This is a genomic window from Actinomadura sp. NAK00032 (assembly GCF_013364275.1).
Lineage (GTDB): Bacteria > Actinomycetota > Actinomycetes > Streptosporangiales > Streptosporangiaceae > Spirillospora.
In genome coordinates this window covers 802,102-815,691 of record NZ_CP054932.1, presented here as the reverse complement: position 1 = coordinate 815,691, position 13,590 = coordinate 802,102, and the positions used below count along the sequence as shown (strand labels likewise).

At 70.7% G+C, this 13,590-nt stretch carries 14 protein-coding genes; 9 read left to right on the top strand and 5 right to left on the bottom strand.

Annotated features, from left to right (window positions below; translation table 11 throughout):
• The first annotated feature begins 21 nt into the window (after nucleotides 1–21).
• From HUT06_RS03930 to HUT06_RS03915, 4 genes are all read left to right on the top strand, one after another.
• Complete coding sequence (locus HUT06_RS03930; protein ID WP_176201128.1) at nucleotides 22–801, top strand: glutamate ABC transporter substrate-binding protein; 780 nt, start codon at nucleotides 22–24, stop codon at nucleotides 799–801.
• Nucleotides 802–858: 57 nt separating this feature from the next.
• A complete protein-coding gene (locus tag HUT06_RS03925; RefSeq protein WP_176194445.1) occupies nucleotides 859–1,515 on the top strand; it encodes a hypothetical protein in 657 nt (218 codons plus the stop codon).
• 16 nt (nucleotides 1,516–1,531) lie between these two features.
• Entirely contained in the window at nucleotides 1,532–2,569 is a 1,038-nt protein-coding gene (locus HUT06_RS03920) for an ImmA/IrrE family metallo-endopeptidase (RefSeq protein WP_176194444.1), read from the top strand.
• A 142-nt stretch (nucleotides 2,570–2,711) separates the two neighbouring features.
• A complete protein-coding gene (locus HUT06_RS03915) occupies nucleotides 2,712–3,578 on the top strand; it encodes a helix-turn-helix transcriptional regulator (protein ID WP_254714968.1) in 867 nt (288 codons plus the stop codon).
• 88 nt (nucleotides 3,579–3,666) lie between these two features.
• Here the strand turns inward: HUT06_RS03915 and HUT06_RS03910 are convergent, their stop codons facing one another.
• Nucleotides 3,667–4,803, bottom strand: a complete 1,137-nt coding sequence (locus HUT06_RS03910) for an MFS transporter (protein WP_176194443.1) — start codon at nucleotides 4,801–4,803, stop codon at nucleotides 3,667–3,669.
• Nucleotides 4,804–4,893: 90 nt separating this feature from the next.
• On the opposite strand from HUT06_RS03910, the gene HUT06_RS03905 reads away from it, so the two are divergent.
• Nucleotides 4,894–5,514 carry an alpha-ketoglutarate-dependent dioxygenase AlkB gene (locus HUT06_RS03905; protein WP_176194442.1) on the top strand — a complete coding sequence of 207 codons (621 nt, stop codon included), beginning with the start codon at nucleotides 4,894–4,896 and terminating at the stop codon, nucleotides 5,512–5,514.
• 35 nt (nucleotides 5,515–5,549) lie between these two features.
• Here HUT06_RS03905 and HUT06_RS03900 read toward each other — a convergent pair whose 3' ends face one another.
• Nucleotides 5,550–6,428 carry a LysR family transcriptional regulator gene (locus HUT06_RS03900; protein ID WP_176194441.1) on the bottom strand — a complete coding sequence of 293 codons (879 nt, stop codon included), beginning with the start codon at nucleotides 6,426–6,428 and terminating at the stop codon, nucleotides 5,550–5,552.
• 74 nt (nucleotides 6,429–6,502) lie between these two features.
• On the opposite strand from HUT06_RS03900, the gene HUT06_RS03895 reads away from it, so the two are divergent.
• Genes HUT06_RS03895 through HUT06_RS03885 form a run of 3 tightly spaced genes read left to right on the top strand, consistent with a single transcriptional unit; the run spans nucleotide 6,503 to nucleotide 8,144 of the window.
• The gene (locus HUT06_RS03895) at nucleotides 6,503–7,168 is read left to right on the top strand and encodes an SDR family NAD(P)-dependent oxidoreductase (RefSeq protein ID WP_176194440.1); all 666 of its coding nucleotides are present in this window, start codon (nucleotides 6,503–6,505) and stop codon (nucleotides 7,166–7,168) included.
• The gene (locus tag HUT06_RS03890) at nucleotides 7,165–7,464 is read left to right on the top strand and encodes a hypothetical protein (RefSeq protein WP_176194439.1); all 300 of its coding nucleotides are present in this window, start codon (nucleotides 7,165–7,167) and stop codon (nucleotides 7,462–7,464) included. The genes HUT06_RS03895 and HUT06_RS03890 overlap by 4 nt, the downstream gene beginning before the upstream one ends.
• Entirely contained in the window at nucleotides 7,431–8,144 is a 714-nt protein-coding gene (locus tag HUT06_RS03885; protein WP_217711183.1) for a maleylpyruvate isomerase family mycothiol-dependent enzyme, read from the top strand. Before HUT06_RS03890 ends, HUT06_RS03885 begins: the two co-directional genes overlap by 34 nt.
• Before the next feature lie 222 nt (nucleotides 8,145–8,366).
• Here the strand turns inward: HUT06_RS03885 and HUT06_RS03880 are convergent, their stop codons facing one another.
• Together HUT06_RS03880 and HUT06_RS03875 are read right to left on the bottom strand one after the other, a co-directional pair.
• Nucleotides 8,367–8,579 (bottom strand): DUF397 domain-containing protein, encoded by a 213-nt coding sequence (locus HUT06_RS03880; RefSeq protein WP_176194438.1) that lies wholly within the window; start codon nucleotides 8,577–8,579, stop codon nucleotides 8,367–8,369.
• Between the two features lie 336 nt (nucleotides 8,580–8,915).
• On the bottom strand, nucleotides 8,916–9,788 hold the full coding sequence (locus HUT06_RS03875; RefSeq protein WP_176194437.1) for a helix-turn-helix transcriptional regulator: 873 nt from the start codon (nucleotides 9,786–9,788) through the stop codon (nucleotides 8,916–8,918).
• Between the two features lie 886 nt (nucleotides 9,789–10,674).
• On the opposite strand from HUT06_RS03875, the gene HUT06_RS03870 reads away from it, so the two are divergent.
• Complete coding sequence (locus tag HUT06_RS03870) at nucleotides 10,675–12,231, top strand: cyclic nucleotide-binding domain-containing protein (protein ID WP_176194436.1); 1,557 nt, start codon at nucleotides 10,675–10,677, stop codon at nucleotides 12,229–12,231.
• Between the two features lie 38 nt (nucleotides 12,232–12,269).
• Here the strand turns inward: HUT06_RS03870 and HUT06_RS03865 are convergent, their stop codons facing one another.
• Nucleotides 12,270–13,571, bottom strand: a complete 1,302-nt coding sequence (locus tag HUT06_RS03865) for a HAMP domain-containing sensor histidine kinase (protein ID WP_254714967.1) — start codon at nucleotides 13,569–13,571, stop codon at nucleotides 12,270–12,272.
• Nucleotides 13,572–13,590: the final 19 nt, after the last annotated feature.

Sequence of the window (13,590 nt, the reverse complement as noted above, 5' to 3'; positions counted from 1 at the left end):
TAGCCATGGGCTGTGCGCCACATGCTGATGAGTTTGGCCCTGGTCTTCGTTCTCGCCGGGTGCGCTACGGCGAGCGCCTCCATTCCCGGCAAGGACGTCATCGTCGTGGGCGTCAAGGCTGACCAGCCGGGACTCGGACGCAAGGAGAACGGCGTCTTCCGCGGTTTCGAGGTGGACGTCGGCTACTACATCGCCCGCCGGCTCGGGGCCTCGCGCGTGACGTTCAAGGAAGTCAGGTCGGACAATCGCGAGGAGAAGCTCAACGAGCATTCGGTCGACCTCGTCCTCGCCTCCTACTCGATCACGCCGGACCGGGCCAAGCTCGTCACGTTCGCCGGGCCCTACTACGTCGCTCATCAGGACGTCATGGTGCGGCGGGGCGAGACGAGGATTCGCGGTGTCCGTGACCTAGCCGGGCGGAAGATGTGCCAGGCGAGTGGTTCTGTGTCTACCGAACGGGTGGTCAGCGGGCTCGGTGTTCGTACGAAGCTGGTTCCGGGGTCGTCCTATAGCGACTGCGTGGCGAAACTGCGCAGCGGTGCCGTGGACGCCGTTTCCACTGGCGATCTGGTGCTGGCGGGGTTCGCGGCTCCGGATTTGAGGATCGTCAACGCACCGTTCACCGATGAGCGTTACGGCATCGGGATGCGGAAAGGCGACGTCGACGCGTGCGAGGCGGTGAACCGGGCCGTGACCACGATGTACCAGGACGGGACGGCCAGCTGGCTGCTGCGCAAGTGGTTCGGGTCCAGCGGGCTGAAGCTCGTCGAGGAAGTGCCGCAGTTCGAGGGCTGCTTGTAGCGAGCCATCGGCAGCGCTGCGGGGCTCAATGTCAGTGCCTCTGCTTACAGTGGACGGGTGGCTGAAGACCGGGTTGCTTGGGACGAGCTCTTGGCCGTGGGCTTCCTGCATGCGGTGCGGGAGGCCCACCGAGATGCGACGGTTGCGCTGTTCAACGCGTTGAGCCGGACGGCGGGGTTCAAGGAGCGGACGTACGGCGTCGGCGCGTTCGAAACGCTGGCGAGTGCCCTCGACAGCGTCTTCGGACGTGGCGAGCTGGGGAAGTACGTCGTCCGGGATGATCTGAACGGCTCGCCGGGGTGGCGGTACGGCCGCTACCGCGTCCTGCTCAAGCGGCACGAGTTCGGCCACGTCCGGGCGATCCGGTGGGACCGGGCCAGCCCCACCAAGCAGGCCGTCGCACGGCAGGGATATGTCGAAGACCCCCAGTTGGCGCTGCCACTCGGGCTCGACGTTCACGACACGCCCGGCGTCGTGACATTGGTACTCGCGCACAGTGCGAGCGAGGAACCCCTCGAAATGGAGCTCTTCCTGGGCCGCCCCAGGTGGAACGCCGACGGCGGCACGGCCTGGCACTGGGTGAAGCAGGTGGACGACACCCTCGGGCCCGATCCACGTCGTAAGCTCGTCGAGCGAACGTTGCCGCTCTGGGACGATCGGGACGATCAGGAAGACGTCCCCATGCGGCTTCGCGGGGAGACGAAGACGGCTTAGCAAAGGGTGGCGCAGGGTGCTGTTCGACTGCGAGCGGCTGACGCTGGCCCGGCGGCTCAGGGGACTGCGCAAGAACCAGCTCGCGGACGCCGTGGGGACGACGCCGAAAGCGATCGGGCGGTACGAGGCGGGAGTCCAGCGGCCGGACGAGATGACGCTGAAACGGCTCGCCATCGCGCTCGGCGTCCCGGTCGCGTTCTTCCATGGCGGGCGCAGTCCCGTCTCTTTGGACGGCGCGCATTTCCGGTCGCTCCGGTCGACCAGCCAGATCGAGCGCGACCAGGCCCTCGCCTACGGGCGCATCGCGACGGACGTCGTCGCCGCTCTCGAAGACCTCGTCGACTTCCCCGAAGTCGACCTGCCCGAATACCCGGTGTCGCCGGACGAGATCGCCGGGCCGGGTCCCGTCGAGGCGGCGCGGCTGACCCGCAAGGCCCTGCTGGAGCAGGCGGGGCCGGTGCCGCACGTCGTCCGGCTCCTGGAGAAGCACGGTGTGATCGTCCTCGTCCTGCCGCGGGCGGCGGAGCGCGTCGACGCGTTCAGTGTGGGCGTGCACCCGAGGCCGATGGTCTTCTTCAACCCGGCCAAGGGCGACTACTGGCGCAACCGGTTCGACGCCGCCCACGAGCTGGGGCACCTGGTGATGCACGCCGACGCCGAACCCGGGGAGAAGGTCGTCGAAGACCAGGCGCACCGGTTCGCCGCCGAGTTCCTCATGCCGGAGCAGGACATCGCGGGCCAACTGCCCGGCACCGCCGACTGGGACCGCCTCGGCCGCCTGAAGGCGACGTGGGGCGTCAGCCTGGCGGCGCTCCTCTACCGGGCCCGCACGCTCGGCATCATGCAGGAGACCGCGTACCGCAACGCGATGAGCGCGATGAGCTCGCGGGGCTGGCGGCGGCACGAGCCCGGGCCGGCGCGGCCGCTCGAACAGCCCACGATGCTGACCCGCGCGATCGAGATCGTCGGGCAGGCCGGCACCGACCGCGACCGGGTCGCCGAGCGGGCGCGGGTGCCGCGCGGCGACCTTGACCTGCTGGTTCCGACGCGATGACGTTGCACCGGAAATGGTCCTGTATGCCCAGGCCATGGGCCCCCTGAGTTACATACCTCTGTCCGCAGGTTTCCTGCACGCCCGTCGGCGCCTGTGAGACCCTCCGAGGGTTGTCAGGACGTACGAGACCTCTGGAGATCTTGTGCTGGACAATCGGCAGGCGGGACCGACCGCCCTGCGCATGCAGATCGGGGCGCGGCTCCGGCGGATGCGGGAGGACAAGGGCATCGGACGGGCCGAGGCGGGGGACGCGATCCGCTCGTCGGCGTCCAAGATGAGCCGGCTCGAACTGGGACGCCACGGCTTCAAGGTCCGGGACGTCCTCGACCTGCTCGACCTGTACGGCGTCCACGACGAGGACGAGCGCGCGGGCTTCGTCCACCTCGTCCGGGAGGCGAAGAAGCCCGGCTGGTGGCAGAGCTACGGCGACGTCCTGCCGAGCTGGTTCGAGCAGTACCTCGGGCTGGAGCAGTCGGCGGCGACGATCCGCAGCTACGAGGTGCAGTACATCCCCGGACTCTTACAGACCCCGGACTACGCGCGCGCCATCATCGGCCTCGAACACCACGACGCCCCGTACGACGGTCTCGAACGGCGGCTCAGCATGCGGATTGCCAGGCAGGAGATCCTGCACCGCCCGCTCAGCGCGACGACGCTGTGGGCGATCCTCGACGAGGCCGCGCTGCGCAGACCCATCGGCGGGCCGGACACCATGCGCGCCCAGATCGAGCACCTGATCACCGTGTCGGAGGCCATGCCCAACGTGCGGCTGCAGGTGCTGCCGTTCTCCGCCGGCGGGCACCTCGCCCTCGGCGGACCCATCACGATCGTCCGGTTCGCCGAATACGACCTGGACGACGTCGTCTACCTGGAGCAGCTGACCGGCGCCCGCTACCCCGAAGGCGGCGAGGCCGCCCAATACCAGAAGATCATGGACCTGCTCGCCATCCGCGCCGCCCGCCCCGCCCGCACCACCACCTTCCTCAAAGACCTCCTCAACGACTTCTGAGCCCTTTCACTCCCCTCTCCCCCTTCCCCTCGGCTCATCCCCGTTCGTCTGCAGGTTGGGTTCGCCAAGGGCGCCTAGGTCAGGGTGTTCAGTTGGCTGCGGCGGCGGGGTCTCTCGCGTGGGGGTCGATCGAGCCGCGGCGGCCAGGTCGGCGCAGGAAGGCGGGGGTCAGCAGGAACGCGGCCGCACCGACCGGCATCGCCGCGCCCACCAGCGCCACCAGGCCCGGGACGGCCGATTGCGCCACCGCCCACGACGAGCCGAAGAACGCGAACCAGCGCGGCCGTTCCGGCTCGGGCGCGATGTCGGCGATCATCGCCTGCCAGCGCCCCTGCAGCACGCTGTCGGTGACCGCCCACGCCAGATACGCCGCCACCGTGAGCAGCACGGACCGCCCGGCGGCCGCGAGCACGACCGCGAGGACGCCGAGCACCGCGCACCCGGCGGCGAGGACGTGCTCATGATCGAAGGCGTCCAAGCGGCGGCGCCCGAGAAAACCGGTCAGCGGTGCGAGCAGGGCGGCTCCGGTCAGCGTCAGCCCGGGCAGCCACGCCGGCGCACCGCGCTGGAGCAGAACGAGCGGCATGAACATCAGCACGGCCAGATAGCCGCACCCGAACGCCGTGCTCGCCGCGGTCAGCCGGAGCAGCCGCCGAGGCGGCCGCCATCGGACGTCCCGCGCCGCCCTCACCACCGGCGGCTCCCGGGCCATGAAGAACGCCGCCACACCGGCCGCGAGCAGGCATGTCATCCCGTCCACGACCGCCAGCCAGCGTGCGCCCAGCGGCAGCAGCACGGCGGCGAGCAGACCGCCGATCGCCCCCGCCGCCACCGCGAACGTGCCGAGCAGGCCGTAGAGGTCGTCGCGCCGTCCGCCGACCCGGGCGAGCGACTCCTGGGTGGCGGGCTCGTAGAGCTCGAACGCGAGCCCGACCAGCGCGACCGCCGCCAGGACCTGAGCGGCGCCCTGCGCGGCGGCGAGGAGCAGCAGGGCCGACCCCGTCGAGGCCAGGCCGAGAACGATGAGCGTACGCGGCGCGAACCTGTCGAGCAGGACGCCGCCGAGCCAGCGCGAGACCAGCGCGGCGACCCCGAAGACCGCCAGCGCCGCCGCCGCGAGACCGGGGCCCGCGAGCACGGCGAGGAACGACATCACGTAGGCGCCGAGTTGGTTGATCACTCGGACCCACACGAGCGCCTTCGCCGACCGCGGTAAGTCTCTCATCACGAGCGAAGGCTACGGTCCGCCACTGACAGAACACGCAATCCAATCATGATCGAACACATGTTTGAGTGAAAAGGGTACAGTGGCGACATGTTCCAAGGCTCGCTGCTGGACTGCACCGACGAGAGCGGCCCGCACCCGCTGGAGTCGGCGCGGCGGACACGGCTGTCGCACGGCGCCTGGGTGGACGTCCTGCCAGGCTGGATTCCCGGAGCGGACGCCCTGTTCGAACGGCTGCTGACGTCCGTCCCGTGGCGCGCGGAGAGGCGGCGCATGTACGAGCGCGTCGTGGACGTCCCGCGCCTGCTGTCCTTCTACGACGAGGGTGCGCCGCTCCCCGACCCCGTCCTGGACGAGGCGAAAGCGGCACTCGACGAGCACTACGCCGACGAGCTGGGTGAGCCGTTCCGCACCGCCGGTCTCTGCTTGTACAGGGACGGCCGCGACAGTGTGGCGTGGCACGGCGACACCATCGGACGTGGCTCCACGCACGACACGATGGTGGCGATCCTGTCAGTCGGCACCCCGCGAAGCCTGCTGCTCCGCCCGCGCGGTGGCGGCGGCCAGACGATCCGCCATGAACTGGGCCACGGCGACCTCATCGTGATGGGCGGGAGCTGCCAGCGGACATGGGAGCACGCCATCCCTAAGAGCGCCCGCGTGACCGGCCCCCGCATCAGCATCCAGTTCCGCCCACGCGGCGTCCGCTAGACACCGGCCGGGTCACACGCCGGACACCGGCCAGGTCACGCGCCGGCGGTGTGCAGGAGGTCCCGGATGACGTTCCGGTGGTCGTCGGCACGCCATGCCAAGGCCAGCTTGGACGGCGACAAGCCCACCACCGGCACCGCCACAATCCCCGGGCGCCGGTAGATGGCGGCGTTGCCGGAGGCCAGCAGCACCACGCCGCTGCCATCCTCGATGGCCGCGAACGTCTCGTCGGCGTTGGAGACGGTCGCGCCCACCTTGACGGGCCTCCCGCCACGGTCCTCCACACCGAGCCAGAAGTCGCGCAAGGGGCCGGCCTCTTCGGGCAGCGCCAGGAACGGTTCGTCTAGGAGTTCGTCGAACGCGATGGTGTCCCGTCCGGCCAATGGGTGGTCGTCCCTGAGTGCCACGTAGCGCGGCTCCTCAGCTACCACGTGAACGTTGAACGCGTCCTGGCTCGGGATGGGCAGCCACACGAACGCGGCGTCCACGTCCCCATCCGCCAGCCCGGCCGTGGGGTCGTCCCAGTTGACCTGCCGGAACCGGATCCTCCACGCGGGACGGCGTTCTGCGAACCGTTCCCGCATGTCCGCGAGGAGGCCGCGTCCGACGCTCGTGGACAGACCCACGGTCAGGACGGACGCCTCGTCCGCCGCCGCGTCGCTCACCGTGCGCTGCGCCTCGTCCCATGCGCACAGCATGTCGCGCGCCGCGGGGAGCAGGGCCCGGCCCGCCGCGGTGAGGGCGACGCTCCGCCGGTCGCGGTCGAACAAGCGCAGCCGCAGATGCTCCTCAAGCTGCTTGATCTGCTTGCTCAGGGCGGGCTGCGACACGAACAGCCGCTCGGCGGCGCGGGTGAACGAGAGCTCCTCGGCGACCGCCACGAAGTACCGCAGATCCCGCAAATGGACGTCCATAGCCACAGGTAATCACGGCAGGTATTGGACGCACCGCCGCTCAGCACCTGATCATTTCCCCGAAGGGGGACACCATGACGACCACACTGGTCACCGGGGGCAACCGGGGCATCGGACGCGAGGTGTGCAGGCAGCTCGCCGAGCGCGGCCACGAGGTGCTGCTGGCCGCCCGGTCATTTGACGCCGCCGAACGCGCCGCCAAGGAGGTGGGCGCCACGCCCGTCCGCCTCGACGTCACCTCGGCCGAGGACATCGCCCGCGCCGCCGCCGGAATCGACCGGCTGGACGTCCTCGTCAACAACGCGGCCATCACCTACGACACCTGGCAGCGGGCATCGGACGCCGATCTGTCCGTCGTCCGCGAGGCGGCCGAGACCAACCTCTACGGGCCGTGGCGCCTGACGCAGGCGCTGCTCCCGGCGCTCCGCCGCAGCCCCCACGGCCGGATCGTCAACGTCTCCAGCGAGGTCGCCTCGCTGACCAACATGGGCGGCGGCACCCCCGCCTACACCGCGTCCAAGGTCGCTCTCAACGCGCTGACCCGGATGCTCTCCGCCGAACTCCGCGCGAACGGCGTCCTCGTCAACGCGGTCTGCCCCGGCTGGGTCGCGACGGACATGGGCGGGCCCGGCGGACGTCCCGTCGCCGACGGCGCGGCGAGCGTAGTGTGGGCCGCGACCTTGCCCGACAACGGCCCGACCGGCGGCTTCTTCCGCGACGGCCGCCCCCTCCCCTGGTGAAAGGGACCCCCGATGAGTACCCGACCGGCCCGGAATCGCTCCTACCGTCAGAGCAGGTCGCCATACTGGGTGAGGTCCTGGAGCGCGAACTGCGCTTCGAGGCCCAGCCCGACGACGAGGCCCGCACCGAGATGAGCGAGCAGATGCCGATCGAGTACGTCGACGCCTTCTTCGACTTCTATGTGGACGGCTCGCTGGACGAATCGGTCGTCCGCCCCACCGTCCAGGACGTCACCGGCGCGCCACCGCGCACGTTCCGGCAGTGGACCGAGGCCCACGCCGCCGCCTTCGCATGATCGCCCTCGCCGAGATCACCGCCGCGACCCGCGACCTCCTGGCGACCGCGGCGCGGCTCGGTGACGCGGACGTCCGCGCGCCGTCCCTGCTTCCCGGCTGGACGCGCGGGCACGTCCTCACCCATGTCGCCCGCAACGCCGACGGCGGCACCCGCCTGCTCACCTGGGCGCGCACCGGCGTGGAGTCGCATGAGTACCCGAGCCTGGACGCCCGCGCCGCCGAGATCGAGGCCGGCGCCGGCCGCCCGGCCGCGACCCTCCTGGCGGACGTCCGGCAGAGCGCCGACCGGTTCGCCGACGCCTTCGCCCGCATGCCGGACGACGCATGGGCCCGGACCGTCCAATGGACGACCGGCGCCCGCCACCCCGCCGCCCGCGCCGCCGACGCACGCCTCACCGAGGTCCTGATCCACCACGTCGACCTGGACGCGGGCTTCACCCCCGACGACTGGCCCGCCGACTTCACCTCCCGCTACCTGACCGACATCACCGCATCCTTCGCCCGCCGCCCCGACGGCCCGGACCTGCGCCTTCACGCCACCGACACCGGCCAGGAGGACGGCACAGGCGAGCACCTGGTCACCGGCCCCGCCGCATCCCTCCTTGCCTGGCTCCTAGGCCGCTCCCCCGGCACCGCCCTGACCGGCGCCAACGGCATCAAGATCCCCTTCCTCTACTGACCCGGCACTGCACTCGGAGCAGGCGCCGCGTTGGCGCGGCCACCCCGGCCGCCTCCCCCTGCGCCGCCCATGGGAGCGATTGAGCGTGCGGGGTCAGGGGCGGCGGCGGGTTCGTTTCCGCCCCGCATCAACCGGGGCGTTGTCAAAGATCGCCAGTAAAGGGGGCGGGGGGACGCAATGGTCAACAATTTTCGCGGGCGCGGGGGAAATGAGTCTCGTGACTCAGTTGCGGTCCGCGGCTCCGTCCCGGAGCGCGTCCATGAACGCATTCCACTGTGCGCGGCCGAGGACGATGACACCGGCGGAGTGGTCGCGCGAATCGCGAACCAGTACCGACGGGCCGAACGTCGCCACCTCCACGCACTGGCTATCGTTCGCACTCGCACTGCTCTTTCGCCAGTTCAGCGCAGCTTCGCGATTCGACCCGTAGACCATCCAGCAACCTCCGTCCGTTGCCGGCGGGTGCCGTCTCGCCAACCGATCGGCCGAGGACACCCACCGGAGAGCACCGAGCAGGGCACGACAAACCACGACCTTGTGGATAATTTCCCGATCACGAGTGTAAACGGTTCTAGTTATCCCGCCTACAAGGGAACACAAGATCACGCTGCGTGTTATGACGGCCACTCGCCTTGTCGGATGTTCGCCGCGGCCTTCACCTCCGGTCGGGTCGAGTTGCGATTCGCTTGTCAGGCCGGCCGCCGCGCGGGCGGCCGGCCGTCGGGGCGGGCTGCGGTCAGGAGGGCATGATGCGGTCAGGACATCGGGCGGTCAGGACATGAGCGCGTCGGCGGCCTGGCGGATCATCGTCACCGACTGGTCGGCCGGGAGCGCCTGCTCCACGAGCAGCTCGAAGGTGTCGCGGTACTCGGTGATCTTGTCGTCCTCGCCGCTGACCATCATGCTGGCGCCCGACCGCCCCTCCAGGTAGAGGACGTCGTCGAGGTCGCCGTCGAACTCCAGAATGGTGAAGGGACCCTCCAGCCCCAGGTGCGCACCGGTGCTGAACGGGATGACGCGCACCCGCAGCAGGTCGTCGCGCTCGGCGGTGTCGGCGATGTGGTTGAGCTGCGCCGGCATGATCGCCGGGTCGGTCCTGATGCCGACATGGCGGCGGATCACGGCCTCGTCGATGATGTAGTCCTGGCGCGGAGGGTTCTCGCGCTTGGCGAACTCCTGCTGCCGCTGGATGCGCAGCTTCGCCGCGAGCACCCGGGCCGTCTCGGACGCCTTTCCGGTGGAGAGCACCTCGGCGTATTCGGGCGTCTGCAGCAGGCCGGGAATGACCGTCCCGTGGAACTGGCGGATGAACGCCGCGCCCGCGGAGTAGCCGACATAGTTGAGGAAGGTGGGGTCGAGGTCGCCGCGGTAGGCGTTCCACCAGGCGGGCTCGCGGGCGCCGCGGGCGAGTGCCTGCAGCCGCTCCTGGCGCGACTCGGAGGTGACGTCGTAGACGCGGAGCAGGGCCTGCAGGTCCGTCCGGGTGATGGCGTTCTTGCCGCCCTCGACCCTGATGAGCTTCGACGGGGACCATTCGAGCTGCCGCGCCACCTGCTCCTGCGTCAGCTTCTTCCCCTTGCGCAGGCGGACGAGTTCCCCCCGAAGCAGCGCACTCTGGACGATCGGCCCCTGGTCACTGGACATCCTGCTCGCTCACTCTAAGTAGTGGGTGCTACCAGCCTGGATGCTACATGGCATTCCGGGACTTGACACCCCGCTTGCCGCCACTCCGCCACCTGTCCGGGCCCTTGCGACCTTCGCTCCGCGCGCAGATGCCGCCATAACGCCCAGAACTCGCATTGGAAGCCGCCAGACTGCTGCATACCGCTCGACTATGTTGTAATGTGCTACATGGCAGACTAGCAGACGCCAACTTGCGACGGGACTCACCGCCACCTTCACGCGGTCGACGATTCTGACGCAGGGTGAGGGATCCGGACGGGTCACGCGTGTCCTCCGGCCGGGAACCTCACGACGGCGGGCACCACACGGGCAGGAACGGGCGGCAACGGGGCAGCACGGCCCGCCAGAAGGGTTGGACGCGCGAACGGGGAGGTCAGCCACCACACGTGACTTCGGCATCGCCGACGAGAAACGACCACGACCGGCCACAAGAACAGAGTCGCCCGCCACTTTCCACTGATCACCGGTTGGCAGCCAGGAGGATCGGCGGAAAGTGGAGAGCGACTCCCTGAGCCGCGCGAAACGCGCCGGCGGGCCTGCGCGGAAACCCTGCGAAAACGCAGAAAGATCCGGGCTGACCTGCCAAAACGTTTTCTGCGGACTCACCCAGTCTAACCGCGATCACGCGGTACGGGCTATAGGTGATGTGACTTCGGCCACGGCGATCGGGGCCGGACGATCCCGGGCACCGCGCACCGGGCCGGAGTCGCGAATCGAGGCATGGGGTCCCTGACATGGCAAGACGGCAGTTCCATCCCCCGACCTTCGACGTCCACCCGACGACCCATCCCACGTCCCCGAACCACCCCACGATCTGCGTCCCCTCGGTCGCGGGCCGGGTGAGCTGATGGACGCACACGCGCGCCGGCATGACCCGGACCAGATCGTCCACCCGGAGGCGCTCGCCGTCGTCCGCCCCCGGCAGGCCGACGGCGAGCGCCCGGCCGCGAGCACCGACCTGGAGACCACCGCCGGGCCACCGGCCGTCCGGCCGGGCGCACCGTCCCGTGGGCCCGGGTTCTGGGCGGCCCTGACGACCATCGAGAGGGCCGCGTTCCTGGCGACCGCGAAGGAGGTCGGCTATCCCGCCGGCGCGGTGCTATGGGAGGAGGACGAGCCCGCCGACCAGACCATCGTGATCAAGACCGGCTCGGTGCGGATCAGCCTGCGGCGGGACGGGGCCGAGCGGATCATCGCCTTCCGCGGCCCCGGCGACATCATCGGCGAGCGCGCCGCCCTGCTGCTGCGGCGCCGCTCGGCGACCGTCGTCGCGATGGAGCCGCTGAGCGCGCTGCTCCTGACCACCCAGCAGTTCGTCAAGTACCTCAGCGACCATCAGCGCGTGGTCGCCGTCCTGGAACGCGAGATGTACGAGCGGCTCACCGAACAGGCCGCGGCGGGGCCCACGCAAGATCCCCGTATGGGACGCCCGTACGGGGAGGGAGCCAGCGCTGGGGGCGTGGGCAGGCCGCCGTCCTATGGGGCTGGGGGCGCCCTGCCCTACAGGGTCGCCGCGCTGGCGTACGAGGCCGCCGCCCAGTACGGCTTGCGCCGCCCCTACGCGACCGCGTTCATCCCGCTACCTCTGCCGGGGCCCACTGGCGCCCCCCACACCGTGATGGACCCGTACGACCCGTACGACCCGTACAGCGAGTTCGACCTGTACCCCGAGGTCTACGCGTCCGGCCCGGCCGACCGGCCGCAGCGTTCCTCCTGGCGGCAGCCCCCGGCCGCGACTGTGCGCGTCCAGGCCCATGGACGGGCGATGCAGCCCGCGCAACTTGCCCCGCCCGAGTCGGCCACGGTTCCATCCTGGACGGGCAGGAACTGCACTGTGGTCTACACCGATATCGCCGGTTTCAGCTCGCGCGCCCGCGACGAGAACGACCGCATAGATGTGCGCCGCGCCATGTACGCCGCCCTGCGGGAGTCCTTCCAGGGGGCCGGCATGCCGTGGGACGCCTGCTACAGCGAGGACCGCGGCGACGGCGTGCTGATCGTCGTCCCGCCGGAGATGCCGACCGCCGCCGTCATCGACCCGATGATCGCCCTGCTCGGGGCGCGGCTGCGGCGGCACAACCACCGGTCGAGCGAGGCGCTGCGCATCCAGCTCCGGGTCGCGGTCGACGTCGGGCCGGTGACGGCCGACCCGTTCGGGCTGGCCGGCTGGACGATCATCAACGCGGCGCGCCTCCTCGACGCCGCGCCGCTGAAGGAGCGGCTCGCCGCGACGCGGGCCGACCTCGGCGTGATCGTGTCGAGGTTCGTCCACGACTCCGCCATCGCCCACGGCCCCCGCCACGGGAACGCCGGCGAGTACGAGCCGGTCAGCTGCCGGGTGAAGGAGACGGACATCGAGGGCTGGATGCATATGCGCGGCCTCGCCGCGCGCTCCGCCGCCTGACCCGCATTCCGCCGCCCGACGCGCCCCGGACCGCCCTCTCAGGAAGGGTGGTCGGGGCGTTCTGGAACGTTCCGAGGAATGCGCAGGACGAACCGGGCCCCCCGCGTGCTGTCCTCGATGGTGAGGCTCCCGCCGTGCAGCCGGGCGATCTCCCGCGCGATGGGCAGGCCGAGACCGGTGCCGGACGGGTCGCGGGCCTTGCTGGCCTGCAGCCGCGCGAACCGCTGGAAGACCAGGTCCCGGTGCTCCTCGGCGACCCCCGCCCCGTCGTCCAGCACCTCCAGGACGGCCTCGCCGTCGGTGCGCCGGACCGTGACGTCCACCCGCGACTCGGCATGCCGTTCGGCGTTGTCCAGCAGGTTCGTGAGGAGCCGGACGAGCCGGAGCCGGTCCCCGCGCACCGTGACCCCCTCCTGGAGGTGCGGGACGACCCGCTTCGTCCGGCTCGACCGCGCCATCTCGATGGTGACCAGCGCGCCGAGGTCGATCGTCTCGACGTCCTTCCAGGCGGCGGCGTCCAGGCGGGCCAGTTGCAGCAGGTCCGTGACGATCGCCTGGAGCCGCTCCAGGCTCTGCAGGACGCCCCGTCCCACCTGCGGCCAGTCGACGTCGTCGGGGAAGAGCAGCGCCTCCTCCAGCTGGGTGCGGGCGGCGGCGATCGGGCTGCGCAGGTCGTGGGACGCGTCGGAGGTGAAGCTGCGCTGCCGCTCCAGGGCGCTGTCGAGGCGGTCGAGCGTCGCGTTCGCGGCCTCCGCGAGCCGCCTGATCTCGTCCCGGTTCTCCGGCACCGTCACCCGGCGACCCGACTGCAGCGCGGTGATCTCCGCCAGCTCGGCGCGGATCGCGTCCACCGGGGCGAGGGTCTGGTCGACCGTCCCCCAGGCGCGCAGGCAGGCCAGCAGGATCACCAGCAGCGAGACGCTGACCAGCAGCATCATGAGGCCCGGATTGACGTACCAGGGGACGCTGGGGGCGGCGGCGTAGACGAGCCAGTCCCCGGCCGGCTGGTAGACGCGGAAGCCGATCACCCACGCGCAGCCGGGCAGTTCCCCGAGCGAGCACACGTCCCGGGTCGAGTACACCTTGGCCTGGGAGGGGAGGAAGTGGGCGATCGGCGGTCCGTCCAGCGACGGGCCCCGGGTGCCCGCGATCACCGTCCGGTTCTCGTCCATGACCTGGATGACCACGCCGTCCGGCGCGTCGAGGTCGCCCCGGACGGGGCCGCGCCGCATCTCGTAGGAGATCCGGAGCGCGGCGGCCGTCGCCTCGCTGCGCTTGGAGTCGGTCTCGGAGCCGCGCACCTCCACCAGCACCAGCGTGGTCACGATGACACAGATCATGGCGGTGACCATTCCGGCA